This is a genomic window from Cryobacterium soli (genome assembly GCF_003611035.1).
GTDB lineage: Bacteria > Actinomycetota > Actinomycetes > Actinomycetales > Microbacteriaceae > Cryobacterium > Cryobacterium soli.
Map to the genome: position 1 here is coordinate 3,461,590 of NZ_CP030033.1, position 23,596 is coordinate 3,485,185.

The window sequence follows — 23,596 nt, forward strand, 5'->3', positions numbered from 1 at the left end:
CAAGCTCGTTCTTTGTTACTAACTGGAGGCCTTTTTTGTTTAGCGCCATTGCGCGGATATTCCGCACGCCGGACCTTCGTAAGAAGATCGGGTTCACCCTGGGCATCGTCGCCCTGTTCCGTCTGGGCTCGTTCATCCCCGCCCCATTCGTGGACTTCGGCAACGTGCAAGCCTGTCTTGCAGCGAACCAGGGGACGAGCGGCCTCTACGAGCTCGTGAACCTGTTCAGCGGTGGCGCCCTGCTGCAGCTGTCCGTCTTCGCACTGGGGATCATGCCGTACATCACGGCCTCCATCATCGTGCAGCTGCTGCGCGTGGTGATTCCCCACTTCGAGACCCTCTACAAGGAGGGCGCGGCGGGCCAGTCCAAGCTCACCCAGTACACGCGTTACCTCACCATCGCCCTCGGCATCCTGCAGTCGACGACGCTGATCACCGTCGCCCGCAGCGGCGCCCTGTTCGGCACCTCGGCCTCGTCCGAGTGCTCGCAGCTGATCACCAACGACGCCTGGTACGCCATCATGCTGATGGTCATCACCATGACCGCCGGCACCGGCGTCATCATGTGGATGGGTGAGATGATCACCGAGCGCGGCATCGGCAACGGCATGTCCCTCCTCATCTTCACGTCGATCGCCGCCCGCTTCCCGAACTCGCTGTTCGCGATCGGCCAGCAGAACGGCATCGACATCCTGCTCATCGTCCTGGCCATCGGGCTGGTCGTTGTGGCCGCCGTGGTATTCGTCGAGCAGTCGCAACGCCGCATCCCGGTGCAATACGCCAAGCGCATGGTGGGCCGCCGCACGTATGGCGGCAACAACACCTACATTCCGATCAAGGTGAACATGGCCGGCGTTGTGCCCGTCATCTTCGCGTCGTCGCTGCTGTACCTGCCGGCGCTGATCGCCCAGTTCAACCAACCCGCCGCGGGCACCGAACCGCTGGCCTGGGTCACCTGGATCACCAACAACCTCACCAAGGGCGACCACCCGCTCTACATGGCGATGTACTTCCTGCTCATCGTGGGCTTCACCTACTTCTACGTCGCGATCACCTTCAACCCCGAAGAGGTCGCCGACAACATGAAGAAGTACGGCGGGTTCATCCCCGGCATCCGCGCGGGCCGGCCCACCGCCGAGTACCTCGACTACGTGCTCACCCGCGTGACGCTGCCCGGGGCTCTGTACCTCGGCCTGATCGCGCTGATCCCGCTGATAGCTTTCTCGGCCATCGGCGCCGACCAGAACTTCCCGTTCGGTGGCGCCAGCATCCTCATCATCGTGGGTGTCGGCCTGGAGACCGTGAAGCAGATCGACTCTCAGCTGCAGCAACGCCACTACGAAGGGCTCCTGCGATGACCCGACTTCTCGTGATCGGCCCGCCCGGTGCGGGCAAGGGCACCCAGGCCGTGCGCCTGGCCGAGGCCTTCGGTGTTCCCGCCATCTCCACCGGCGACATCTTCCGCCACAACGTGAAGAACGAGACCGAGCTCGGAGTGCAGGTCAAGGCGTTCATTGAGGCCGGCAAGTACGTGCCCGACTCGCTGACCAACGCGATCGTCGCCGACCGGCTCAAGGAGCCGGACGCCCGGCAGGGCTTCCTGCTCGACGGGTACCCGCGAACCACTGAGCAGGTGCTCGAACTCGACCGCCTGCTCGAGGCGGAGGGTACTTCTCTCGACGCCGTGGTGCAGATCGTGGCCGACACCGATGAGGTCGTGGCGCGGTTGCTCAAACGCGCTGCGGAACAGGGTCGTGCCGATGACACGGCAGACGTCATCCGTCACCGTCTCGAGGTCTACGAGGAGCAGACCGCCCCGCTGATCGACCTGTACGACAAGCGCGGCCTGGTCGTCACCATCGACGGCCTCGGCGCTGTCGACCAGGTCACTGACCGCATCGTGGCGGCGCTTGCCGAACGCGGCCTGCACGCCGTCGGGCCCACCGACGCGGTTGCGGCCTCGGCGTAAATTGCTGTGATTGGGCGTCGGCTTCGGTCGGCGCCCTTTCGTTTTCCCCCGGACGCCTCCCGGCGCCCGCTTTCGCACGACGACTTAGTTTGCAGGTATGACCGTGGCCCTTCGCCGCTCCATCTACAAGACTCCGGCGCAGATGCGCCTCATGCTGGCCCCCGGCCTGGCGACCGCCGCGTCGCTCGTGGCAGCCCGCGAAGCGATGCAGGTGGGCGTGACCACGCTGGCCCTGGATGCGGCCGCTGAAGCCGCCATTGTGGCCCGGGGCGGCCGGCCCAACTTCAAGCTCGAGCAGGGCTACTTCCACACCGTGTGCGCCTCGGTGAACGACGACGTGGTGCACGGCATCCCGAACGGCCGGGTTCTCGAACCCGGCGACATCGTCTCGATCGACAGCGGAGCCATCCTCGACGGCTGGAACGGCGACGCGGCGTTCACCTTCGTGCTGCCCGACCCGTCGCGGCCCGAGGTCGTGGCCGAGCGGCAGGAACTCTCCCGCGTGACCGAGCAGTCGCTCTGGCACGGCATCGCCCGGCTCGCCGAGGCACGTCACCTCAACGAGGTGGGCGAGGCCATCGAGGACTACATCGAGTCGCAGGGCAGCTACGGCATCCTCACCGACTACGTGGGCCACGGAATCGGCAAGTCGATGCACGAGGCGCCGCCGGTGTTCAACTACCGGGTGCGCCAGAAGGGCCCGGACGTGAAGCCCGGCCTCGTCGTGGCCATCGAGCCGATGGTGGTGCTCGGTGACATCGAGACCTACACCCGCGACGACGACTGGACCGTCGCCACGAGCGACGGCAAGGCCGCCGCGCACTGGGAGCACAGCGTGGCCGTGCACAAGGATGGCATCTGGGTGCTCACCGCCGAAGACGGGGGCGCAGCGGGCCTGGCCCAGTTCGGCATCACCCCCACGCCCCTGGCCTAGCCCGCCCGGCTGAGCGCGCGTCTCGCCCGCTTCTGGGATCGCAGGGGAAGCGGCTGGGCGCCTAGGGGCGGAGGAGTGCGGCGATCAGCTGGCCCGCGATGCGCTCCGGAACGAGCCGGGCGACCGCGCTGGGGCCGTCGGCGCGCAACAGCAGCGGGGTGGTGACCAGGGCGATGGCGAGGTCCGCGGTGCCTGACACGTCGTAGCCGGCACCGATCTCTCCACGGGCGGTCGCTCGCTCCAGGATGGCCGCGACGTGCGCGGTCGTCACGTCGAGGATCTCCCGCTCGAGGATCGCCGCGATCGCCGGATCGTGCGCGGCCTGGCCCACTAGCGACTTGAGCACCACGCCGAGCAGACCGCTCAGCGCGGTGATCTTGTTTCGCACGAGCACGGTGAGGTCACCGTCGAGCGAGCCGGTGTCGTCGGGGCTGAGATAGTCGGCCACGATCGTGCGGCAGGCGGATGCGACGAGGTCTTCCTTCGACGACCAGCGGCGGTAGAGCGACGCGGTGGACACCCCGGCCCGCCGCGCGATGGCAGCGGTGGTCAGCGCGCCGTAGCCGCGCTCGGCCAGGAGCGCCGTGGTGGCCGCGATGATGGCGTCGTCGACGCGGGCGTCCATAGGGCGGCCGCGCGCACCGGACGTGGCCTGGTCGGGGACGCTCATCTGGTGGGCTCGACGGTGGGGGAGCACGGTGTTGTGGCTGCCCCGGCCCGCTCGGCGCCGGGCAGGTGCTCACGCAGGTGCAGGGTCTGTAGGCTCGCGACCTGGTCCTTGGTGCAGCGCCCGTAGGTGGGGTGCGGCTGTAGGGCGCCGTCGAAGGCGACCAGGCGGTTCACCGCGTCGCGGAGCACCTGCACGGCGCTCAGGTCGGGCATGCCGGGGTCGAGTGCGGGGGCGCCGGAGACTGGGGCGGACAGGTTGTGCCGCATGGCGCCCCGGCGGAGGAAGACATGCTTGACCGCGCGCCCCACCGTGACCCGCAGGGACGCCGGCGCCAGCTTGGGGTACCCGGTCATGGAGTACCCGATGCTCTGCGCGGCGTGCTGTGCGGTCTCCGAGAAGCTGTAGCTGCCGCGCGGGCTCAGCAGCGCTGCGCCGGAGCCGTCCTGGCGCACGCGCGACTCGAGCGTGTCGACGAAGGCAACCAGCGCGGGGAGGGGAGTGGCGGCATCCGTGATGTCGGCGGGAACAGGGCGGAAGGAACTCATGCTCCGAAAATACTCCTTTTCAGAAACGAAAGCGAACTGTTTCGTATTAGGGTGGTGCCATGATCTCTGCTCCCACCCTCACCGACGTGCCGCACCCGAGCGTTCCCGACACTGCGCCGAGCCCCGGTGCGGCCGTGCAGCGGATGCGCGACGGCTTCGATTCCGGTCGCACCCGGCCTCTGGCCTGGCGGCGGGCCCAACTGCGGGCGTTGCGCCGGCTGCTGGTCGACAACCGGGACGACCTGCGGGAAGCGCTGTACACCGACCTGCGAAAGAGCGCGACCGAATCGGACCTGACCGAGATCGGCATCCTGGTGCGGGAGATCGACCACACCCTGCGGCATCTCGGGCGCTGGCTTCGGCCGCGCCGGGTGCCCGTGCCGTTGGTGCTGATGCCGTCCAGCGCCCGGATCGTGCGCGAGCCCCTGGGCGTGGTGACCGTGATCGCGCCGTGGAACTACCCGGTGCAGCTGCTACTCGCTCCATTGATCGGAGCCCTGGCCGCGGGCAACACCGTGGTGCTCAAGCCCAGCGAGTTGGCCGTCGCCACGTCGACGCTGCTGGCCCGACTGGTGCCCGCCTACCTCGACCGGGAGGCCGTGAGCGTTGTCGAGGGCGGCATCCCCGAGACCACCGAGCTGTTGGCGCAACGCGTGGACCACATCTTCTACACGGGCAACGGCGCGGTCGCCCGCATCGTGCTGCAGGCTGCCGCACTACACCTGACACCAGTGACCCTCGAACTCGGCGGCAAATCCCCGGTGTGGGTGGACGCCTCCGCCGACCTGGCCAGCGCGGCCCGCCGGATTGCCTGGGGGCGGTTCGTCAACGCCGGGCAGACCTGCGTGGCGCCGGACTACGTGCTGACCACCCCGGCGGTCGCCGCCCGGCTGGAGCCGCTCCTCGTGGGTGCCATCACCGACCTCTACGGGGCCGACCCGAAATCGAGCCCCGACTACGGCCGCATTGTGAATGAACGGCAGTTCGGCCGGCTGGCTGCCATGCTCGGCCAGGGCCGGCTCGTGGCCGGCGGGGCGACGGATGCGGCAGAGCTGTACATCGCGCCGACCGTGCTCGCCGACGTCGACCCGGCCTCGGCCGTGATGACGGAGGAGATCTTCGGGCCCATCCTGCCGATCGTGACCGTGTCGGGCCTGGACGAGGGCATCCGCTTCATCGGGGCCAGGGAGAAGCCCCTGGCGCTCTACGCGTTCACCCGCAGTCGCACGGCGGAGCAGGCCATCCTGGCCCGCACGTCGTCCGGTGCGGTGGGGCTCGGCGCTCCGATGTCGCACCTCATGGTGCCCGGCCTGCCGTTCGGCGGGGTGGGGGCCAGCGGTATGGGCAGCTACCACGGTGAGGGCTCGGTGGCCCTGTTCAGTCACGACAGGGCGGTGCTGCGCACGCCGGCTCATCCGGATGTGCTCGGCCTTGTGGCCGCGCCCTACGCGCGACGCCGCACCCAACTGGTGCGCCGCCTGGTCTCCACCCTCCGCCGCTGACGGCGGGTATACGAGGGGCGCGGCTCGCGGATGGGGCGGGGCTAGGTGTCCATCACGTGGACGAGCTCGTCGATGAACGACGCGAAGTCCACCGAGCGCTTGATCAGGCGCTGCACCTCGAGGCGGTCGGCGAAGACCTCCACGAACTGGTCGAAGACCGCCTGGAAGGTGCTGCGCCCAGCGGCGCTGAACGCGATGAGCGCCACCACGTTCACCCGGTTGTCGCCCCAGTCCATCGGGGCGTCGTTGATCACGATCGCGATCGACGTCTGCTTGGCACTCATCGACATGGCGTGCGGCACCGCGAGGTTGTCGGTGAACGCAGTCGACGACATCAGCTCGCGTTCGATGGCGCCGTCGACGTAGCTCTGGTCGATGATGCCCTTGGCCGTCATCCGCTCGCCGAGCGCAGTGATCATGGCCACCTCGTCGCGGGCGTAGAAGTTGCGGGAGAACAACGACTCGTCGAAGAACTGCAGCAGATCGTCCTTGAGGCGGGCGCGCCGGCGCATCCGCCGCACTCGACTGGCGTGCTGACGGATGCGGTCCACATCCCCCTGGGTGAGGAACGGCTGGATCACGATGACACCGTCGGAGTGCAACTGGGGGTCGATGGTGGTGAGCACCAGATCGGCGTCCAGCGAGTCCCACGCCACATCGGACCGGGTGATCACCGCGACGACCTCGAGGTCGTCGCCGAGCACCCGTTCGATGCGTTCGCGCAGCAGCACGTGCATGTCGTAGTAGTTGGGGCACACGATCGCGCAGGTCACCAGCTCCACCCGGCGCACCTGCTGCTCGAGGTGCGCGCCGACGTGCATGGCGATGTAGGCGATCTCGTCGTCGTTGATCACGATCTGCTCGGCCCGCTGCAGCTCGCTGGCGATGTACACGGCCAGCTCGTAGATCAGCGGGTAGGAGGTCTTGATCGACCGGGTGAGCGGGTTGCGGGAGTAGGACTTGTCGTGCGCCCGGTTGATCAGGTTGCGCACGTGCAGGGTGAGCCGCACGATGAAGTCGTCGTCGTCGAGGTCGACGAGGTACTCCTGGCTGGCCCGGTCCACGATCGCGCGCATCGCGGCGAGCTCGGCCGGCTGCACGTAGCTCTCAATGAGGGTCTCGGCGGGCTGGTCGTGCCCGGGCGTGATCACCCGGGTGGTGAGCAGGAATGCCAGGTAGGCCAGGTCGCCGCTGCCCAGGCACACGTCGAAGTGCGTCATGATCAATCCCGACAGCGAGGTGGCCAGCTCCGACGGCGGCTCGGTCACGGCCGGCGCGGGGGAGAGGTTCTTGCTCACCCGGTCGATGGCGATCGCCACGTGCAGCAGCACGTTGTTGATGCCGTACTCGTTGACGAAGTAACCCTGGCCGTCGAGCAGGTCGATGAGGTCGGTCTTGAACGCGCTGAGGCTGTCGGCGCCGGCCTGCCCCGAGGTGAACTCGCGCTGGATGGTCTCCAGGTCGATCATGCCGCGGGCGCTTTCCTCCCGGAACATGCGGCTGAGCAGCTTGCGCCGGTCGGTCTCCGAACCGGTGAGGGTGACGACGCTGCCGTGCCGCACGAGGGTGAGCCCGGAGTCGGGCAGCAGCAGCCGCACCCGGGCCAGGTCGGCCTCCACGGTGGAGTCGCTGACGAAGTTCTCGGCGGCCAACTCGTACACGTCGAGGCCGTCGACCTCCTCGGTGAGCCGGCGCACCAGCTGGGAGAGACGCTGCTGCGGGGTGTCGGCTTCCGTGTCGCGGGGCCGGGAACGGTGCTCGGCGGTGAACGCGGAGAACTCGTCGCGGAGGATGCGGTACCCGGCGGTGCCCGATTCGATCACCGTCAACGGATGCGCCGCGGCCTTCACCGCGGTGACGTAACTGCGCACACTGCGCGGGGTGACGCCCAGGCGGTCAGCGAGTTCGCCTGCCGTGATCCAGCCCGACGTCTGGGACAGATAGTCCAGCATCCGTGCCTGTTTATCACTCATAATGCGCAACTCCATTGTCTCAAGAGTAGTCAAGCAGAGAGTAGTGCCCGCAACAGCAGGCATTTTGTTTGTTTCCGCAGGGTGCGGAAAACCCTCTGGTGGTGCGCGAAGAGAGGAAAGAGGAAAGTAAGGGTTGCATTCAGAAGTTCGATGGAAGGAGTGAATCAATGAAGATTCTCGTCGTATGTGGTGCCGGTGCGTCCAGCGCATTCGTGGCACACCGTTTGCGTGTGACCGGCAAACAACGGGGGCTCACCCTCACCGTTGTCGCCGGAAGCGAATCTGACCTGCCGGGCTCGCTCGACACCGTCGATGTTCTTCTGGTCGGCCCGCACCTCGCTCCCCGCTTCGAGCGCCTCAGCACTCAGGCGAAGAAGCTCGGCGTGGGAGTGGCCTTGCTGCCCAAGTCGGTCTTCGCGGCCCGCGACGGCGACCTGGCACTCGACCTGGCCGTGGATGCAGAGCACGAACGGTCGTGGGTCTGACCTGGTCACGCGCCACACCCCACCACCCCTGATTGTTGTGCCGGCGGCTGCCGGCCGCCCGCACGGAGCCGGGACCTCGACTGAGGCCCGGTGACAATCCCGCACGTTGGAAAGGCTTAGGCGTACGAAATGGCTGAACGCACCGTACTGATCGGATCGACCCACGGGCTGCACGCTCGCCCCGCGAAGCTCTTCACCAAGGCCGCTGCGGCCGCCGGCACCCCGGTCACCCTGCAGAAGGGCGACGGCAAGGCCGTCAATGCCGCCAGCATCCTGGGCGTCATCGCGCTCGGCATCAACCACGGCGACAGCGTCACGCTGGCCACCGACGGTGACAACGCCGAGAGCGTTCTCGACGAACTCGCCGCACTCCTCCTCACCGACCACGACGCCTAAGCGGAGTTGCTGACCATGCTGGAACTGCAGGGAATCGGGATCGGCCAGGGGGTGGCCATCGGCCGCGTGCTGCGCATGCCCGAACCGCTGCCCGAACCCGTCGACACCCGCAGCACCCTCGACCCCGAGGCCGAGCTGGCCCGCGCCACCTCGTCGATGCACACCGTGGCCGAAGACCTCGAGGCTCGCGGCGAGCGTGCCGGCGGCACCGCCCAGGAGGTGCTCGAGGCCCAGGCCATGATGGCCGAGGACCCCACCCTCGTCGACGAGGTCACCGCCCGGCTGCACAAGCACCAGACCGCCGAACGCGCCGTCTTCGAAGCCTTCTCCTCCTTCCGCGACCAGCTGCTGGCCCTCGGCGGCTACCTCGGCGAACGCGCCGCCGACCTCGACGACGTGGCCCAGCGGGTCATCGCCGACCTGGGCGGCCTGCCCGCCCCTGGCGTGCCCGACCCGGCCGAACCCTTTGTGCTCGTGGCCCGCGACCTGGCCCCGGCCGACACCGCGCTGCTGGACCTCACCAAGGTGCTCGGCCTCATCACCATCGACGGCGGCCCCACCTCGCACACCGCGATCCTGGCCCGCGAGAAGTCGATCGTGGCGATCGTGGGCACCCACGCCGCCGCGCAGCTCGCCGACGGCGACCAGGTCATCATCGACGCCGCCAACGGCATCGTGCTCGTGGCCCCCACCGACAAGCAGATCGCCGACGCCCGGGCCCGCATTGCCGCCCGCGCTGCGCGCGCCCTGGCCCCGATCGGCCCCGGCAAGCTCGCTGACGGCACCAGCGTGCCGCTGCTGGCCAACCTGGGCTCAGCGGATGGCGCCGAGCGCGCCGTCGCCCTCGGTGCAGAGGGTGTGGGCCTGTTCCGCACCGAGTTCCTCTTCCTCGACTCCACCTCCGCGCCCACCGTGCTGCAGCAGCAGGGTGAATACGAGCGGATGTTGCGCGCCTTCCCCGGCAAGAAGGTCGTGGTGCGGGCGCTCGACGCCGGCGCCGACAAGCCGCTCGCGTTCCTCAACGACGCCGACGAGGAGAACCCCGCCCTGGGCCTGCGCGGACTACGCGCACTCCGCGCCAGCGAGGACATCCTGCGCGAGCAGCTGACCGCCCTCGCCGAGGCCGCCGCGACCACTGAGGCCGATGTCTGGGTGATGGCGCCGATGGTGGCCACCGTGGAAGAGGCCGACTACTTCACTACCCTCGCCCACGACCTGGGCCTGAAGACCGCCGGTGTCATGGTCGAGGTGCCGTCCGCGGCGCTGATGGCCCACCGCATCCTTGCGCACACCGACTTCGCGTCGATCGGCACCAACGACCTCACCCAGTACACCCTCGCGGCCGACCGGATGCTCGGAACCGTCGCCGGGTTCCAGGACCCGTGGCACCCCGCGGTGCTGCGCCTGGTGGGCGAGGTGGGCGCCGCCGGCGCCGCGGCCGGCAAGCCCGTCGGTGTTTGCGGCGAGGCTGCGGCCGACCCGCTGCTCGCCGTGGTGCTCGTGGGTCTCGGCGCCACGACCCTGTCGATGTCGGCTGCCGCCCTCGCCGACGTTCGGGCCTCCCTGGCCGACTTCACTCTTGAGCAGGCGCGGCACCTTGCCGCGGCCGCTCTGTCCGCCGACGGCGCAGCATCCGCTCGCGCCGCGGCAACCGCAATCGCACACAGTTACACCAGCTCCGACCCCAGCAGCACGGCCCCTACCGTGCTTACCCACCCCGAGAGAGGTACACAGAAATGACAACGACGTCTGTCACCGAGAAGAAGGGCGCGAGGGTCCACGTTCAGGCCTTCGGCACCTTCCTGAGCGGCATGATCATGCCCAACATCGCGGCGTTCATCGCGTGGGGCATCATCACCGCCTTCTTCATCCCCACCGGCTGGACCCCCAACGAGACCCTGGTCACGCTCGTCGACCCGATGATCTTGTACCTACTGCCGTTGCTGATCGCCAACACCGGTGGCCGCATGGTCTACGGCACCCGCGGTGGAGTGATCGCCTCGATCGCCACCATGGGCGTCATCGTCGGCAGCTCGATCCCGATGTTCATCGGTGCGATGATCGTCGGACCGCTCTCCGCGTGGATCCTGATGAAGGTCGACAAGATCTGGGCCGGCAAGATCCGGCCCGGCTTCGAGATGCTGGTGGACAACTTCTCCGCCGGTATCCTCGGCTTCGCCCTGGCCCTGGGTGCGTTCTTCGGAATCGCCCCGCTGGTCACCGGACTGAGCGCCTTCCTCGAGTCGGTCGTCGACTGGCTGATCGCCAACGGCCTGCTGCCGATCGCGTCGATCTTCATCGAACCGGGCAAGATCCTCTTCCTCAACAACGCCATCAACCACGGCGTGCTCACCCCCATCGGTGTGCAGCAGGTACAGGAGAGCGGCAAGTCCATCCTGTTCCTCCTCGAGGCGAACCCCGGCCCCGGCCTGGGCATCCTGCTCGCGTTCACGTTCTTCGGCGTGGGCCTGGCCCGTGCGAGTGCACCCGGCGCGATCATCATCCAGTTCCTCGGTGGTATCCACGAGATCTACTTCCCCTACGTACTGATGAAGCCGATGCTCGTCTTCGCCGCCATCGGTGGTGGCATGACCGGTGTTGCCGTGAACGTCGCCTTCCAGACCGGCCTCCGCGCTCCCGCCTCGCCCGGCAGCATCATCGCCGTGCTCGCACAGACGCCCGGAACCGACTACGTCGGCGTGATCCTCTCCGTGATCGCCTCCGCCGGTGTGTCCTTCGCGATCGGTGCGGTCATCCTCCGCGCCAGCCGCAAGAAGGACCTGGCCGCTGAGAACGACAACGAACTGGCCGCCGCCATCGCCAAGACCGAAGCCAACAAGGGCAAGTCCAGCTCCGTGCTGAGCAACCTGGGCGCCTCGGCCGCCACCGGTCACGCTGTGAAGAACATCGTCTTCGCGTGCGACGCTGGTATGGGCTCGAGCGCCATGGGCGCCTCGGTGCTCCGCAACAAGATCAAGAAGGCCGGCATCGAAGGGGTCACGGTGACCAACCAGGCCATCGCGAACCTCGACGGAACCGCCGACCTCGTGATCACCCACCAGGACCTGACGGACCGCGCCCGGGGCAAGAGCCCCAAGTCGGTGCACGTCTCGGTGGACAACTTCATGAACAGCCCGAAGTACGACGAGGTCGTGGAATCTCTCCAGGGCACAAGCGAGGAAGTGACTAAGTAATGACCCAGAGCATTCTGGAACCGCAGAACGTGGTGGCCGCGGGAACGGCCACCACCCGGGACGACGCAATCCGGGAGGCCGGCGCACTGCTGGTCGCCTCCGGAGCGGTCACGCAGGAGTATGTCGACTCGATGTTCGAGCGCGAGAACTCCGTCTCGACCTACATGGGTAACTTCCTGGCGATCCCGCACGGCACGAACGACGCGAAGGAGTCGATCGTGCGGTCGGCTCTCTCGCTCGTGCGCTACGCGGATCCGATCGACTGGGACGGACAGCCCGTCAAGTTTGCGGTCGGCATTGCCGGGCTGAACAACGAACACCTGGAGATCCTCTCCAAGATCGCCGTCGTCTTCTCGGACGAGGACGAAGTACAGAAATTGATCGATGCAGCAACGCAGGAAGACATTTTCGCGTTGCTCGAGGAGGTAAACGCAGAATGAAAGCCATTCACTTCGGCGCGGGCAACATCGGCCGCGGTTTCGTCGGGCTCCTGCTTCACGAGGCCGGTTATGAGGTCGTCTTCGCCGATGTGAATGCTCCTCTTATTGAGGCTCTGCAGGGTGCAACGTCCTACACGGTGCACGAGGCGGGGGAGACGCCCACCGACAAGGTGGTCGACAACTTCCGCGCCATCAACAGTTCCACCCACGAGGCCGATCTCATCAACGAGATCGCCACGGCCGACGCGGTCACCACCGCCGTCGGACCGAACGTGTTGCGTTTCGTGGCTCCGGTCATCGCGGCGGGCCTGGCCCGCCGCGATGCCGGCCGCGCGCCGCTGGCCGTGATGGCCTGCGAGAACGCGATCAACGCCACGGATGTGCTCGCCGAGCAGGTCTGGGCAAACGTGCCCGACGGCGACCGCGACGCCCTCGCCGGCCGGGTGGCCTTCGCGAACACGGCCGTGGACCGCATCGTTCCCGGCCAGGCGGCGGATGCCGGCATCGACGTCACCGTCGAGGCCTTCTACGAGTGGGTCATCGAAAGCCCCGCTTTCGGCGACGCCCCGCCGACGATCCCCGGCGCCACGTTCGTCGAGGACCTCGCCCCGTACATCGAGCGGAAGCTCTTCACGGTGAACACCGGGCACGCCACGGTGGCTTACCTCGGCACCCAGGCCGGTGTCTCCAAGCTCTCCGACGCCCTGCTGGTGCCCTCGGTCGCCGACGGCGCCCGCCGGGTGCTCGAAGAGACCAGCGCCCTCCTGGTGGCCAAGCACGGCCTCGACGAGGCCACCCAGCGCGCCTACCGGGAGAAGATCCTCGGCCGCTTCGCCAACCCGTCGCTGCCCGACACCGTCGAACGTGTCGGCCGCCAGCCGCTGCGCAAGCTCAGCCGGCACGAACGCTTCATCGGCCCGGCGGCCGAGATCGCCGAGCGGGGCACCCGCCCCGTGGCGCTGCTCGAGGCCATCGCCGCGGCGCTGCGCTTCAACGTGGCCGACGACGAGCAGAGCGTCGAGCTGCAGCGGATGCTCGCCACTGACTCGGCCGAGACCATCGTGGCCGACGTGTGCGGGCTCGAGCCCGCGCATCCGCTCTACGCGGACGTGCTCGAGGTCGTTCGCGGAGCCGTCACCGCATCCTGAGTGCTGTCCCACCGTCCCTCGGCCTGGAAACGGGCCGAGGGATTATAGGGATGAATTGCCAAAAGGCAATTGCATAGCATAGGATAAATCCTTGGTGTCTAGCACCGCCTTTATTGGCGTGTCTGGCCGCCACATCCACGCACGACCAGCAACCAATACTTTAGCGATAGTGAGTTATGGCCAAAAAAGACGGTGTCATCGAGATCGAGGGCGCAGTAGTCGAAGCTCTTCCCAATGCGATGTTTCGCGTTGAGTTGACCAACGGCCACAAAGTTCTTGCCCACATTTCGGGCAAGATGCGTCAGCACTACATCCGCATCCTCCCTGAGGACCGCGTGATCGTGGAGCTGAGCCCTTACGACCTGACCCGCGGTCGGATCGTTTACCGCTACAAGTAAAGCGTTGCTGTAAGTAACGGCCCACGGCATCCCGAGGGTACGAAGACAGCGATTACAAGGACACACCCATGAAGGTCAAGCCCAGCGTCAAGAAGATCTGTGACAAGTGCAAGGTCATCCGCCGTAACGGCAACGTGATGGTCATCTGCGAGAACCCGCGTCACAAGCAGCGTCAGGGCTAGTCACCTGGCAAGCCCAGCAGCCTCAGGGCTGGTCGAGCTTGTCGAGACCCGCAGGCCGATCTCACCGCGGCCAGCAGCTTAACAACTAAATACTTAGCAGTGCCGGGAACCCCTCGGGGTGACACCATCGGTTGGAGGCCGATGCACAGGCACTGTTACAGACCTCCACTCATCCCACAGGAGAAGCCACAATGGCACGTCTAGCCGGCGTAGACATTCCGCGCGATAAGCGCGTGGAAGTTGCACTTACTTACATTTTCGGTGTTGGCCGTACGAGGGCCCTCAAGACCCTCGCCGACGTCGAGATCGATGGAAACATTCGCGTCAAGGACCTGACTGACGAGCAGCTCGTCCAGCTCCGCGACTACATCGAAGGAACCTTCAAGATCGAGGGTGACCTTCGACGCGAGATCGCCGCTGACATCCGCCGCAAGGTCGAGATCGGTAGCTACGAAGGTATTCGTCACCGCAAGGGCCTGCCCGTTCGCGGCCAGCGCACCAAGACCAACGCTCGCACCCGCAAGGGCCCGAAGCGCACCGTAGCCGGCAAGAAGAAGGCGCGCTAGGCCTCGCCTAGCCCGTCTCGCCTCTAGGATTCAGGAGAAATCATGGCAGCACCCAAGTCGGCCGTACGGAAGCCGCGTAAGAAAGAAAAGAAGAACATTGTTGTGGGCCAGGCTCACATCAAGTCCACGTTCAACAACACCATCGTCTCGATCACTGACACCACCGGTGCAGTCATCAGCTGGGCGTCCTCAGGTGGAGTCGGCTTCAAGGGTTCGCGCAAGTCGACCCCGTTCGCCGCTCAGCTGGCCGCCGAGTCGGCTGCCCGCCAGGCGCAGGAGCACGGCATGAAGAAGGTTGACGTCTTCGTCAAGGGACCGGGCTCCGGCCGCGAAACGGCTATCCGTTCGCTGCAGGCTGCCGGCCTCGAAGTTGGTTCGATCAACGACGTGACGCCCCAGGCTCACAACGGTTGCCGTCCCCCGAAGCGCCGCCGCGTTTAATTCCTTTCAGTGACTGGCGATTGGGCTTGTCTGGGTCGAAAGATCCGGGCAGGCTCACTCGCCGTTCACCGCGACAGGGTGGCCAGCCACCCCGTCGAGTCTCACAACTTAACAACTCGCCACTAAGTGTCATATAGCGGACACTTCGCCGAAAGGAATCAATAGTGCTTATCGCACAGCGCCCCACGCTCACCGAAGAGAACATCTCGGAGTTCCGGTCCCGGTTCGTCATCGAACCGCTCGAGCCCGGCTTCGGCTACACCCTCGGTAACTCGATGCGCCGCACCCTGCTTTCCTCGATTCCCGGCGCTGCTGTCACCAGCATCCGTATCGATGGAGTGCTTCACGAATTCAGCACCGTTCCCGGGGTCAAGGAAGATGTCACCGAGATCATCCTGAACATCAAGGGACTCGTCATCTCGAGCGAGCACGACGAGCCGATCACCGCGTACTTGCGCAAGCAGGGCTCCGGCCAGGTCACCGCTGCCGACATCTCGGCTCCGGCCGGCGTGGAGGTTCACAACCCCGAGCTCGTCATCGCGACCCTGAACGACAAGGCCAAGTTCGAACTTGAACTGACCATCGAGCGTGGCCGTGGTTACGTGTCGGCTACCCAGAACCGCAACGAGTACTCCGAGGCCGGCCAGATTCCGGTCGACTCGATCTACTCGCCGGTTCTCAAGGTGACCTACCGTGTCGAGGCAACTCGTGCCGGTGAGCGCACCGACTTCGACCGCCTCGTCGTTGACGTGGAGACCAAGTCGGCTATCTCGCCTCGCGACGCCATCGCATCCGCCGGTCGTACGCTGACCGAGCTGTTCGGTCTGGCCCGCGAGCTCAACACGGCCGCTGAGGGCATTGAGATCGGCCCCGCGCCGGTCGACGCCGTTCTCTCGACCGAGCTGTCCGTGCCGATCGAAGACCTCGATCTGTCCGTGCGCTCGTACAACTGCCTCAAGCGCGAAGGCATCAACAACGTCAGCGAACTGGTCGCCCTCTCGGAGACCCAGCTGATGAACATCCGCAACTTCGGTCAGAAGTCGGTGGATGAGGTCAAGGACAAGCTCGTCGAGCTTGGCCTGTCGCTCAAGGATTCTGTGCCCGGCTTTGACGGTGCGCACTTCTACAGCGGCTACGACGAAGAAACCATCTAAGGCTCGTCGTTCCTCGACGCCTTTCGACTTTGATACTGGAGATTACCGATAATGCCTAAGCCCACTAAGGGAGCCCGTCTCGGTGGCGGACCGGCGCACGAGCGCCTCATGCTCGCGAACCTGGCCGCCAGCCTGTTCACCCACAAGTCCATCAAGACGACCGAGACGCGCGCCAAGCGCCTGCGTCCGGTCGCCGAGCGCCTGGTGACTTTCGCCAAGCGTGGCGACCTGCACGCTCGTCGTCGCGTTCTCGCGACGATCGGCGACAAGACCGTCGTGCACGAGCTCTTCACCGAGATCGCGCCCCAGGTTGCGCTGCGCGATGGTGGCTACACCCGCATCACGAAGCTCGGCTTCCGTAAGGGCGACAACGCCTCCATGGTGCAGATGGAGCTCGTTCTCGAGCCCGTTTCGCCCAAGGTGAAGTCGAACAAGGCCTCCGCGAAGGCGTCCGCGCCGGTCGCAGAGGAGACCGTCGTTGAGACCGAAGCACCCGAGGCCGTCGAGGCTGAGGTTGTCGAAGCCGACGCCGTCGAGGCCGACGCTACCGAGGCATCCGCTGAGGAAGCCAAGTAGCATCAGCGTCACCTGCTGAACCTGTAGTACCTGAAAGGGCCCGACTTCGGTCGGGCCCTTTTTGTGTGCCCGGATGCGTCGACCGCACCTCTGGTGGGTGACCGCGCCCGCTGTAGCGGGCGCGGTCACCTACCAGGCGGTGCAGCGAAGGCCCAGAAGCCTCCGGCACGGCGGCGGTCGGGCTTGGGTGCCGTGGCGAGCGGCTAGCGGGGCTGCGGGCGGAAGGCCTGGAGGGTGTCGGCGCCGGGCACCGGGGCCAGCGGCGCATCCGCCAGGCTGTCGAGTGCGGTCGCCACGGCGTCGGCGTAGATCGCACCGCCGGTGGGGCCGGGGTGGATGCCGTCGTCGGCGAGCACGTCCACGTGCGGGGCGATCGCGCCGCTCCAGTCGGCCAGGGCGACGCGGGCGCGGTGCGCCGAGAAGTCCGCCAGCTCGGCGTTGACGCCGGCGGTCCAGTCCCGGTCGGCGAAAGCGTTGACCACGATAAGTTCGCGGCTCGGCCCGATGGATCGCATGATGGCGGCGAGCTCGGCCGGAGTGATCGGGCCGTTGGTGCCCAGTCCTACGACCACGACCGGGCGCAGGGTGCCGGCGTCGCGCTGCGCGGCGAGGATCTCCGGGGCGGCGTCCATGCCGCGGGAGACCTGCGCGTCGATCGCGATGCCGGGGAACTCCGCCTGCAGTTCCGCCGCGGAGGCTAACATGACCGAGTCGCCGACCGCGGTGATGGTGGAGCCGCGGGTGGCTTCAGCGGCCACCCCGGCGGCCTGCGCTGCGGCGACGGCAGCGGCCTGAGCCTCCGCGGCCTCGGCCGCCCGGTCGAGCGCCTGCTGGCCGCGCAGCACCTCGGCCTGCGCCGAGGTCATCGACGGCGCCGTCAGAACGGATGCGGCGGTGCCGGCCAGCAGCAGCACCGTCGCCACGGCGACAATGGCGAGGACATACCGCGGTCGCTGGTGTCGAGGGGCGCCGGGCGCGCTCGATGATCCGGCGGCCCAACCGCGTAGACGGCGGAGCGCGCCGCGCAGGCCGAACCGGCGGATCGGGGTCTCCAGCCAGCGGTGCGAGAGTGCGGCGGCGCTGAGGGCGAGAACCAGGGTGGTGAGTCCGGTGCCCACGATGCTCCAGGGGCCGGTGCCGACGGGATCCCAGAGCTGCACGAGCACCAGCAGCGGCCAGTGCCAGAGGTAGAGGCCGTACGACCGCTCGCCGAGGTAGCGCAGGGGAGCGGTGTCGAGTATGCGCCCGAACCGGCCGTCGGCGATGGCCGCCCAGATGACCACGGCGCTGAACAGCGAGACCAGCAGCAGCCCGCCCCGGTAAGTGACGGCGGAGTTGTCGGGCAGCCAGATCGCGGCGGCGAGGAGGCCCGCCACGGCGCCCGCGCCCCACCACGGGCGGGCGGCGGCGATGGATCGACGGATCGGCGCGCGCTCGGGGTCGACGCCGGCCGGGCCCGAACGAGTCTGCGGAGCGATCTCGGCGTTCTGGCTCGCTTCAGGGTGTTGCGTTCCCCGCGCGACCGGCCGCGGGCGGAGCAGCAGGGCCAGGCAGGCGCCGATGAGCAGGCCGAAGCTGTGCGTGTCGGAGCCGTAGTAGACCCGGGTGGGGTCGCTGCCGGGGTGGAAGCCGATGCCCATCCAGGCCGCCGAGGCGAGCGCGAGAGCCGCTACGAGGGCCAGGCGGAGGCCCGGGCGGCGGAGGCGGAGCAGCAGCAACAGGAGGAGCGGCCAGAGCAGGTAGAACTGTTCCTCGACCGCGAGCGACCAGAAGTTGCGGAAGAGCTCGGGCTGGCCGGAGTCGAAATAGCTGGTGTGCGCGGTCAGCGACACCCAGTTGTAGCTGAACGTGGCGGTGCCGAGAAGCTTCCAGCCGAGGCCCACGAGCACGTCGCCGCCGATCAGCCAGGCCGCCGTGCACGCCACGAGCACCAGGGGCACCAGGGCGGGGATCAACCGTCGGACCCGGTGCAGCCAGAACCGACGGGGCGAGAACCTGCCGGTGCTGTCCTGTTCGGCCACGATCAGCCCGGTGATGAGGAAGCCGCTGATGACGAAGAAGATGTCCACGCCGATGAAACCGCCCCGAAGCGCCGGCGGGAACAGGTGGTAGATCACGACGAGAGCCACGGCGAGCCCCCTCAACCCGTCGAGGCCGCTCAGACGGCGGCGGCCAGGCCCGGTCAGGCCGGCGACCCCGGCGGCGCTGCCGGCACCGGATGCCCCGGCCGGCGTGCTCGACCCGGCCGCGGAGAGGGCTGTGGCGCGGGAGCGGGGATCCGTGCGGAAAGTACTGGTCATAGCGAAGGGGCCGTCGAAGGCCCGTCCAACGATAACCCGGTCGGGCCTCTACACTGACCTCTGTGAGTTTTCCCGAGCCCGTAGACGGCCTTCCGCTGCCGGTGCTGACGGACCTCAACCCGGATGGCGCGCTCGCGGAGCCGTCCGACGCGATGCCCGAACCCGGCTCCACCCGCATCCGCCTGGACGTGGCGTACGACGGCACCGGTTACTTCGGCTGGGCCCGTCAGCCCGGCTACAAGACCATCCAGGGCCAGATCGAGGAGGGCCTGGGCGCCATCCTGAAACGGCACCAGCCCACCCCGGATCTCGTGGTCGCCGGCCGCACCGACTCCGGTGTGCACGCCCTGGGCCAGGTGGCGCACTTCGACCTCAACGCCGACCAGGTCGACAGCCTCGTGCGCGTCAAGAGGGGCCGGGGCGCCCCCAAGTACCCCAACGAGCTGGCCTCGATGGTGCAGCGCCGGCTCGGCGGCATCTTGGTCACCCAGCCCGAGATCGTGATCCGCAGCGCCACCGTCGCACCCGCCGGGTTCGACGCGCGCTTCTCCGCCCTCTGGCGTCGCTACGAATACCGCATCGCCGACCCCCTGGCGCTGCACGATCCGCTGCAGCGGCTGCGTACCACGTGGCACGGCTTCGCCCTCGACCTGGAAGCCATGCAAGAGGCCGCGGCCACCCTGATCGGGCTGCACGACTTCGCCACCTACTGCAAGCCGCGGCCAGGGGCCACGACCATTCGCACCCTGCAGTCCTTCGACTGGCGGCGGGACCCCGACGGGGTGCTCGTGGCCACCGTGCAGGCCGACGCGTTCTGCCACTCGATGGTGCGCGCGCTCGTGGGCGCCTGCGTCTCGGTGGGGGAGGGCAAATTGGTGGGCACCCGTCTGGTGGACCTGCGGATCGAGCGCGCCCGCACCAGCGAGTTCAAGGTGATGCAGGCGCACGGACTCACCCTCATGGAGGTGGGCTACCCCGAGGACGCCGGAATGGCCATCCGTGCCGCTCAGACGCGCGCGCGCCGCGAACTGCCCGAAGACGAGTGAGTGCGCACGGATCTGCCCTGCGGAGTTGTGCCTTAGCCGTCCCGTGAACTAGTGTTGACCTTTGGTGTCTGAGCGTTGCAGCCAGGCCCGCGAACGTGAGCCCTCCATCGATCGTGTTCTCCTCGAGAACACACCCGGAGCGGGATTCACGAACACCTCCGTTCGAACAAGAAAGCAGCACAACAGTGACGCGCACTTATACCCCCAAGGCAAGCGAACTCCAGCACGACTGGGTCGTTATCGATGCCACCGACATCATTCTGGGTCGGCTCGCCAGCCACGCCGCGATTCTCCTTCGCGGCAAGCACAAGGCGACCTTCTCCCCCCACATGGACGGTGGCGACTTCGTCATCATCATCAACGCCGAGAAGATCGCCCTCACGGGCGCCAAGCTCGAGCAGAAGAAGGCCTACCGCCACTCCGGTTACCCGGGCGGCCTGACGGCTACCACCTACGCGGAGATGCTCGAGAAGCACCCCACCCGTGCGGTTGAGAAGGCGATTCGCGGCATGCTGCCGAAGAACTCGCTCGGCCGTGCACAGCTGCTGAAGCTCAAGGTCTACGAAGGCCCGACGCACCCGCACGCTGCGCAGCAGCCCAAGCCGTACACCCTCAGCCAGGTCGCTCAGTAGCGTCGGCCCCCAGACTTCTCGATATCTAAGAAAAAAGGATTCACACCATCGTGGCGAAGATCGCAGACCAGATTGACGCAGCTCCCGAGAGTTACTCCACCGAGACTCCCGCTGAAGCAGCAACCAAGGCGCCCCGCGCCGTCCTCAACGTTCCCGGCGCAGCCGTGGGCCGTCGCAAGCAGGCCATCGCCCGCGTGCGCATCGTCCCCGGCGCCGGCAAGATCGTCGTCAACGGGCGCGAGCTCGACGACTACTTCCCGAACAAGCTCCACCAGCAGCTCATCAACGACCCGTTCAAGGTCCTCGACCTGCTCGGCAGCTACGACGTCATCGCACGCATCACCGGTGGTGGCCCGTCCGGCCAGGCCGGCGCGCTGCGCCTCGGCATCGCCCGCTCGCTGAACCAGATCGATGAAGAGAACAACCGCGCCATCCTGAAGAAGGCCGGCTTCCTCAACCGTGACGCTCGCGTCAAGGAGCGCAAGAAGGCCGGACTCAAGAAGGCCCGCAAGGCGCCGCAGTTCTCGAAGCGCTAACCCGTTAGTCGAGTACACACTCATATGGCTCGACTATTCGGCACGGACGGCGTCCGGGGCCTGGCTAACCGTGATCTCACGGCTGGCCTGGCCCTGGGCCTCGCCCAGGCGAGCGCCGTGGTGCTCACCTCGGGCCGCCGCGCGGAACTCCGCCGCGCAGAGGGCCGCCGCCCTGTCGCCGTGGTCGCTCGCGACCCCCGCATTTCCGGTGAATTCATCACCTCCGCCGTTGCAGCAGGCTTGGCCAGCTCCGGCGTGGACGTGTTGGATGCCGGCGTCATCCCGACGCCCGCCGCCGCGTTCCTCATCGCCGACATCGGCGCAGATTTCGGCGTGATGATCTCCGCCTCGCACAACCCTGCCCCGGACAACGGCATCAAGTTCTTCGCCTTCGGTGGCACCAAGCTTCCCGACGACGTCGAGGACCGCATCGAGGCTGTCCTCGCCGCCGGCGACCAGCTCCTCACCCCGATCGCCGGTGATGTGGGCCGCATCCGCCGCTTCGCCGACGCCGAGGACCGCTACGTCGTTCACCTGCTCGGAACCCTGCCTCACCGGCTCGACGGCATCCACGTGGTTCTCGACTGTGCCCACGGTGCGGCCGCCGGTGTCTCCCCGCAGGTCTTCACGGATGCCGGCGCCCGCGTCACCGTGATCGGCGCTGACCCTGACGGCCTCAACATCAATGACGGCGTGGGCTCCACGCACCTCGACAACCTCGCCCGTGCAGTGCTCGAGCACGGCGCCGACGTGGGAATCGCCCATGACGGCGACGCTGACCGCTGCCTCGCAGTGGACCGCGACGGCAACATCATCGACGGTGACCAGATCATGGCGATCCTGGCCGTCTCGATGGCCGAACGCGGCGTGCTGACGGACCGGACGCTGGTGGCGACGGTGATGAGCAACCTGGGCCTGAAGAAGGCCATGGCGGCCAACGGCATTTCGATGATCGAGTCCAAGGTGGGCGACCGCTACGTGCTCGAGGAACTCGACGCGCACGGTCTGTCGCTCGGCGGCGAACAGAGCGGCCACGTCATCATGACGAAGTTCGCCACCACCGGCGACGGCATCCTCACCGGCCTGCACCTCGTGGCCGAGATGGCCCGCACCGGCAAGACCCTGGCCGAGCTGGCCAGCGTCATGACGGTGTTCCCGCAGATCCTGGTGAACGTGCGCGGCGTGGACCACCACGCTCTCGCCGGCGACGAGGTCATCGCCCAGGCCGTGCGCGACGCAGAGCTCGAACTCGGCGACACCGGCCGCGTACTGTTGCGCCCCTCCGGCACCGAGCCGATGGTGCGGGTCATGGTGGAAGCCGCCGACCAGCCCACCGCCGACCGGCTGGCGCACGCCCTCGCCGACGTCGTGCAGTCCCGTCTGGCCCTGCAGCCCAGCTAACGCGCCCGTCCGGCCGGCGTGCCCTGCCAACTGTTCCCGGTGCGGACGATTGCGCCCGGCGTACCGGGCGCAATCGTCCGCTGTGGCGACAGTTGCTCACTCGCGAGCGCCGTCGTGGGTTACGGCGTGGGCATGCCGCCGTTCACGTTCAGGGTCTCGCCGATGACGTAGCTGGATTCGCCCGACGCCAGGAAGACGTAGGCCGGAGCCAGTTCGGCCGGCTGGCCCGGACGACCCAGCGGGGTCTGCTCGCCGAACTCGGGGAGTTCCTCGGTGGGTTGGCCGCCCGCGGTCTGCAGCGGTGTCCAGATCGGTCCGGGCGCCACGGCGTTGACCCGGATGCCCTTGGGCGCCAGCTGCTGGCCGAGCGCCTTCGTGAACGCGTTGATGGTGGCCTTCGTGGATGCGTAGTCGACAAGGTTCTCGGAGGGGGAGTAGGCCTGGATCGAGGTGGTATTGATGATGCTCGAGCCCGGCGTGAGGTGGGGAAGAGCCGCTTTGGTGAGCCAGAACATCGCGTACACGTTGGTCTTGAAAGTCTCGTCGAACTGTTCGTCGCTGAGTTCGAGGAGGTCCTCCACGTGCTGTTGCTTGCCGGCATTGTTCACCAGGATGTCCAGGCCGCCGAGTCCGTCGACCGCGCTGCTGACGATCTCGCGACAGAAAGCCGAGTCGGTCAGGTCGCCGGGCAGGGCGACGGCGGTGCGGCCGGCTTCCTCGATGAGTGTGACGATCTTCTGGGCGTCTTCCTCCTCCTCGGGGAGATAGGAGATGGCCACATCCGCCCCCTCGCGGGCGAACGCGATGGCGACGGCGGCTCCGATGCCGGAGTCGCCGCCGGTGACGAGTGCCTTACGTCCGGAGAGGCGTCCGGTGCCGCGGTAGGAGGTCTCTCCGCGGTCGGCAGTCTCGTTCAACGTGGCATCCAGCCCTGGCCCCTTCTGCGATTGAGCGGTGGTGTCGATGTCGGCGTACTTCTTGGACGGGTCTTCGAAGGTGTACTGGTCGGAGGACAATGTTGTACCTTTCATCGGTCGTCGGCATGCCGCCGCCGAGAAGAGCGGCGGACACGACAAATAAGCCTAAAACCGTCGGTCTGGGTGCTCCC

General features: G+C 67.4%; 25 protein-coding genes. 20 read left to right on the forward strand and 5 right to left on the reverse strand.

Annotated features, from left to right (window positions below):
• Positions 1-35 precede the first annotated feature (35 nt).
• From secY to map, 3 genes are all read left to right on the forward strand, one after another.
• Positions 36-1,358: a preprotein translocase subunit SecY gene (gene secY / locus DOE79_RS16055; protein WP_120339361.1), complete on the forward strand. Its 1,323-nt coding sequence runs from the start codon at positions 36-38 to the stop codon at positions 1,356-1,358.
• Positions 1,355-1,969, forward strand: a complete 615-nt coding sequence (locus DOE79_RS16060; RefSeq protein ID WP_120339362.1) for an adenylate kinase — start codon at positions 1,355-1,357, stop codon at positions 1,967-1,969. The genes secY and DOE79_RS16060 overlap by 4 nt, the downstream gene beginning before the upstream one ends.
• A 97-nt stretch (positions 1,970-2,066) precedes the next feature.
• Entirely contained in the window at positions 2,067-2,903 is an 837-nt protein-coding gene (gene map, locus DOE79_RS16065) for a type I methionyl aminopeptidase (RefSeq protein ID WP_245976980.1), read from the forward strand.
• A 61-nt stretch (positions 2,904-2,964) separates the two neighbouring features.
• Here map and DOE79_RS16070 read toward each other — a convergent pair whose 3' ends face one another.
• Positions 2,965-3,573, reverse strand: a complete 609-nt coding sequence (locus tag DOE79_RS16070; RefSeq protein WP_120339363.1) for a TetR/AcrR family transcriptional regulator — start codon at positions 3,571-3,573, stop codon at positions 2,965-2,967.
• The gene (locus DOE79_RS16075; protein WP_120339364.1) at positions 3,570-4,118 is read right to left on the reverse strand and encodes a DUF1569 domain-containing protein; all 549 of its coding nucleotides are present in this window, start codon (positions 4,116-4,118) and stop codon (positions 3,570-3,572) included. Before DOE79_RS16075 ends, DOE79_RS16070 begins: the two co-directional genes overlap by 4 nt.
• Positions 4,119-4,177: 59 nt before the next feature.
• Here DOE79_RS16075 and DOE79_RS16080 point away from each other — a divergent pair, with 59 nt between their 5' ends.
• Positions 4,178-5,620, forward strand: coding sequence for an aldehyde dehydrogenase family protein (locus DOE79_RS16080; RefSeq protein WP_120339365.1), 1,443 nt, complete (start codon positions 4,178-4,180; stop codon positions 5,618-5,620).
• A gap of 41 nt (positions 5,621-5,661) precedes the next feature.
• Here the strand turns inward: DOE79_RS16080 and DOE79_RS16085 are convergent, their stop codons facing one another.
• Positions 5,662-7,593 (reverse strand): BglG family transcription antiterminator, encoded by a 1,932-nt coding sequence (locus tag DOE79_RS16085; RefSeq protein ID WP_120339366.1) that lies wholly within the window; start codon positions 7,591-7,593, stop codon positions 5,662-5,664.
• Positions 7,594-7,760: 167 nt separating this feature from the next.
• Here DOE79_RS16085 and DOE79_RS16090 point away from each other — a divergent pair, with 167 nt between their 5' ends.
• The 12 genes from DOE79_RS16090 (at position 7,761) to rplQ (ending at position 16,573) form a co-directional block, all read left to right on the forward strand.
• Positions 7,761-8,078, forward strand: a complete 318-nt coding sequence (locus DOE79_RS16090) for a PTS sugar transporter subunit IIB (RefSeq protein ID WP_120339367.1) — start codon at positions 7,761-7,763, stop codon at positions 8,076-8,078.
• Positions 8,079-8,207: 129 nt separating this feature from the next.
• Positions 8,208-8,474, forward strand: a complete 267-nt coding sequence (locus DOE79_RS16095; RefSeq protein WP_120339368.1) for an HPr family phosphocarrier protein — start codon at positions 8,208-8,210, stop codon at positions 8,472-8,474.
• A 15-nt stretch (positions 8,475-8,489) separates the two neighbouring features.
• Positions 8,490-10,214, forward strand: a complete 1,725-nt coding sequence (gene ptsP / locus DOE79_RS16100) for a phosphoenolpyruvate--protein phosphotransferase (RefSeq protein WP_120339369.1) — start codon at positions 8,490-8,492, stop codon at positions 10,212-10,214.
• Positions 10,211-11,668, forward strand: coding sequence for a PTS mannitol transporter subunit IIBC (locus DOE79_RS16105; protein WP_120339370.1), 1,458 nt, complete (start codon positions 10,211-10,213; stop codon positions 11,666-11,668). Before ptsP ends, DOE79_RS16105 begins: the two co-directional genes overlap by 4 nt.
• Complete coding sequence (locus DOE79_RS16110; RefSeq protein WP_120339371.1) at positions 11,668-12,108, forward strand: PTS mannitol transporter subunit IIA; 441 nt, start codon at positions 11,668-11,670, stop codon at positions 12,106-12,108. The genes DOE79_RS16105 and DOE79_RS16110 overlap by 1 nt, the downstream gene beginning before the upstream one ends.
• Positions 12,105-13,256 (forward strand): mannitol-1-phosphate 5-dehydrogenase, encoded by a 1,152-nt coding sequence (locus DOE79_RS16115; protein ID WP_120339372.1) that lies wholly within the window; start codon positions 12,105-12,107, stop codon positions 13,254-13,256. The genes DOE79_RS16110 and DOE79_RS16115 overlap by 4 nt, the downstream gene beginning before the upstream one ends.
• A gap of 176 nt (positions 13,257-13,432) precedes the next feature.
• Complete coding sequence (infA, locus tag DOE79_RS16120; RefSeq protein WP_022883252.1) at positions 13,433-13,654, forward strand: translation initiation factor IF-1; 222 nt, start codon at positions 13,433-13,435, stop codon at positions 13,652-13,654.
• 68 nt (positions 13,655-13,722) lie between these two features.
• Positions 13,723-13,836, forward strand: coding sequence for a 50S ribosomal protein L36 (rpmJ, locus tag DOE79_RS16125; protein ID WP_035834639.1), 114 nt, complete (start codon positions 13,723-13,725; stop codon positions 13,834-13,836).
• Positions 13,837-14,027: 191 nt separating this feature from the next.
• Positions 14,028-14,402, forward strand: a complete 375-nt coding sequence (gene rpsM, locus DOE79_RS16130; protein ID WP_066597575.1) for a 30S ribosomal protein S13 — start codon at positions 14,028-14,030, stop codon at positions 14,400-14,402.
• A gap of 42 nt (positions 14,403-14,444) precedes the next feature.
• Positions 14,445-14,843: a 30S ribosomal protein S11 gene (gene rpsK / locus DOE79_RS16135; RefSeq protein WP_066597573.1), complete on the forward strand. Its 399-nt coding sequence runs from the start codon at positions 14,445-14,447 to the stop codon at positions 14,841-14,843.
• 164 nt (positions 14,844-15,007) lie between these two features.
• Entirely contained in the window at positions 15,008-15,997 is a 990-nt protein-coding gene (locus tag DOE79_RS16140; RefSeq protein WP_066597571.1) for a DNA-directed RNA polymerase subunit alpha, read from the forward strand.
• A 51-nt stretch (positions 15,998-16,048) separates the two neighbouring features.
• Positions 16,049-16,573, forward strand: a complete 525-nt coding sequence (gene rplQ, locus DOE79_RS16145; protein WP_120339373.1) for a 50S ribosomal protein L17 — start codon at positions 16,049-16,051, stop codon at positions 16,571-16,573.
• Positions 16,574-16,776: 203 nt separating this feature from the next.
• On the opposite strand, the gene DOE79_RS16150 is transcribed toward rplQ, so the two are convergent.
• Positions 16,777-18,873, reverse strand: coding sequence for an acyltransferase family protein (locus DOE79_RS16150; protein WP_120339374.1), 2,097 nt, complete (start codon positions 18,871-18,873; stop codon positions 16,777-16,779).
• 152 nt (positions 18,874-19,025) lie between these two features.
• Between DOE79_RS16150 and truA the strand changes: the two genes are divergently transcribed.
• The 4 genes from truA (at position 19,026) to glmM (ending at position 22,488) form a co-directional block, all read left to right on the forward strand.
• Positions 19,026-19,919: a tRNA pseudouridine(38-40) synthase TruA gene (truA, locus tag DOE79_RS16155; RefSeq protein WP_120340384.1), complete on the forward strand. Its 894-nt coding sequence runs from the start codon at positions 19,026-19,028 to the stop codon at positions 19,917-19,919.
• Between the two features lie 185 nt (positions 19,920-20,104).
• The gene (rplM, locus tag DOE79_RS16160) at positions 20,105-20,551 is read left to right on the forward strand and encodes a 50S ribosomal protein L13 (protein WP_120339375.1); all 447 of its coding nucleotides are present in this window, start codon (positions 20,105-20,107) and stop codon (positions 20,549-20,551) included.
• A 50-nt stretch (positions 20,552-20,601) separates the two neighbouring features.
• Complete coding sequence (gene rpsI / locus DOE79_RS16165; RefSeq protein ID WP_066597565.1) at positions 20,602-21,087, forward strand: 30S ribosomal protein S9; 486 nt, start codon at positions 20,602-20,604, stop codon at positions 21,085-21,087.
• Positions 21,088-21,111: 24 nt separating this feature from the next.
• A complete protein-coding gene (glmM, locus tag DOE79_RS16170) occupies positions 21,112-22,488 on the forward strand; it encodes a phosphoglucosamine mutase (RefSeq protein ID WP_120339376.1) in 1,377 nt (458 codons plus the stop codon).
• Between the two features lie 119 nt (positions 22,489-22,607).
• Here the strand turns inward: glmM and DOE79_RS16175 are convergent, their stop codons facing one another.
• Positions 22,608-23,504, reverse strand: a complete 897-nt coding sequence (locus DOE79_RS16175; protein WP_245976981.1) for a glucose 1-dehydrogenase — start codon at positions 23,502-23,504, stop codon at positions 22,608-22,610.
• Positions 23,505-23,596 lie beyond the last annotated feature (92 nt).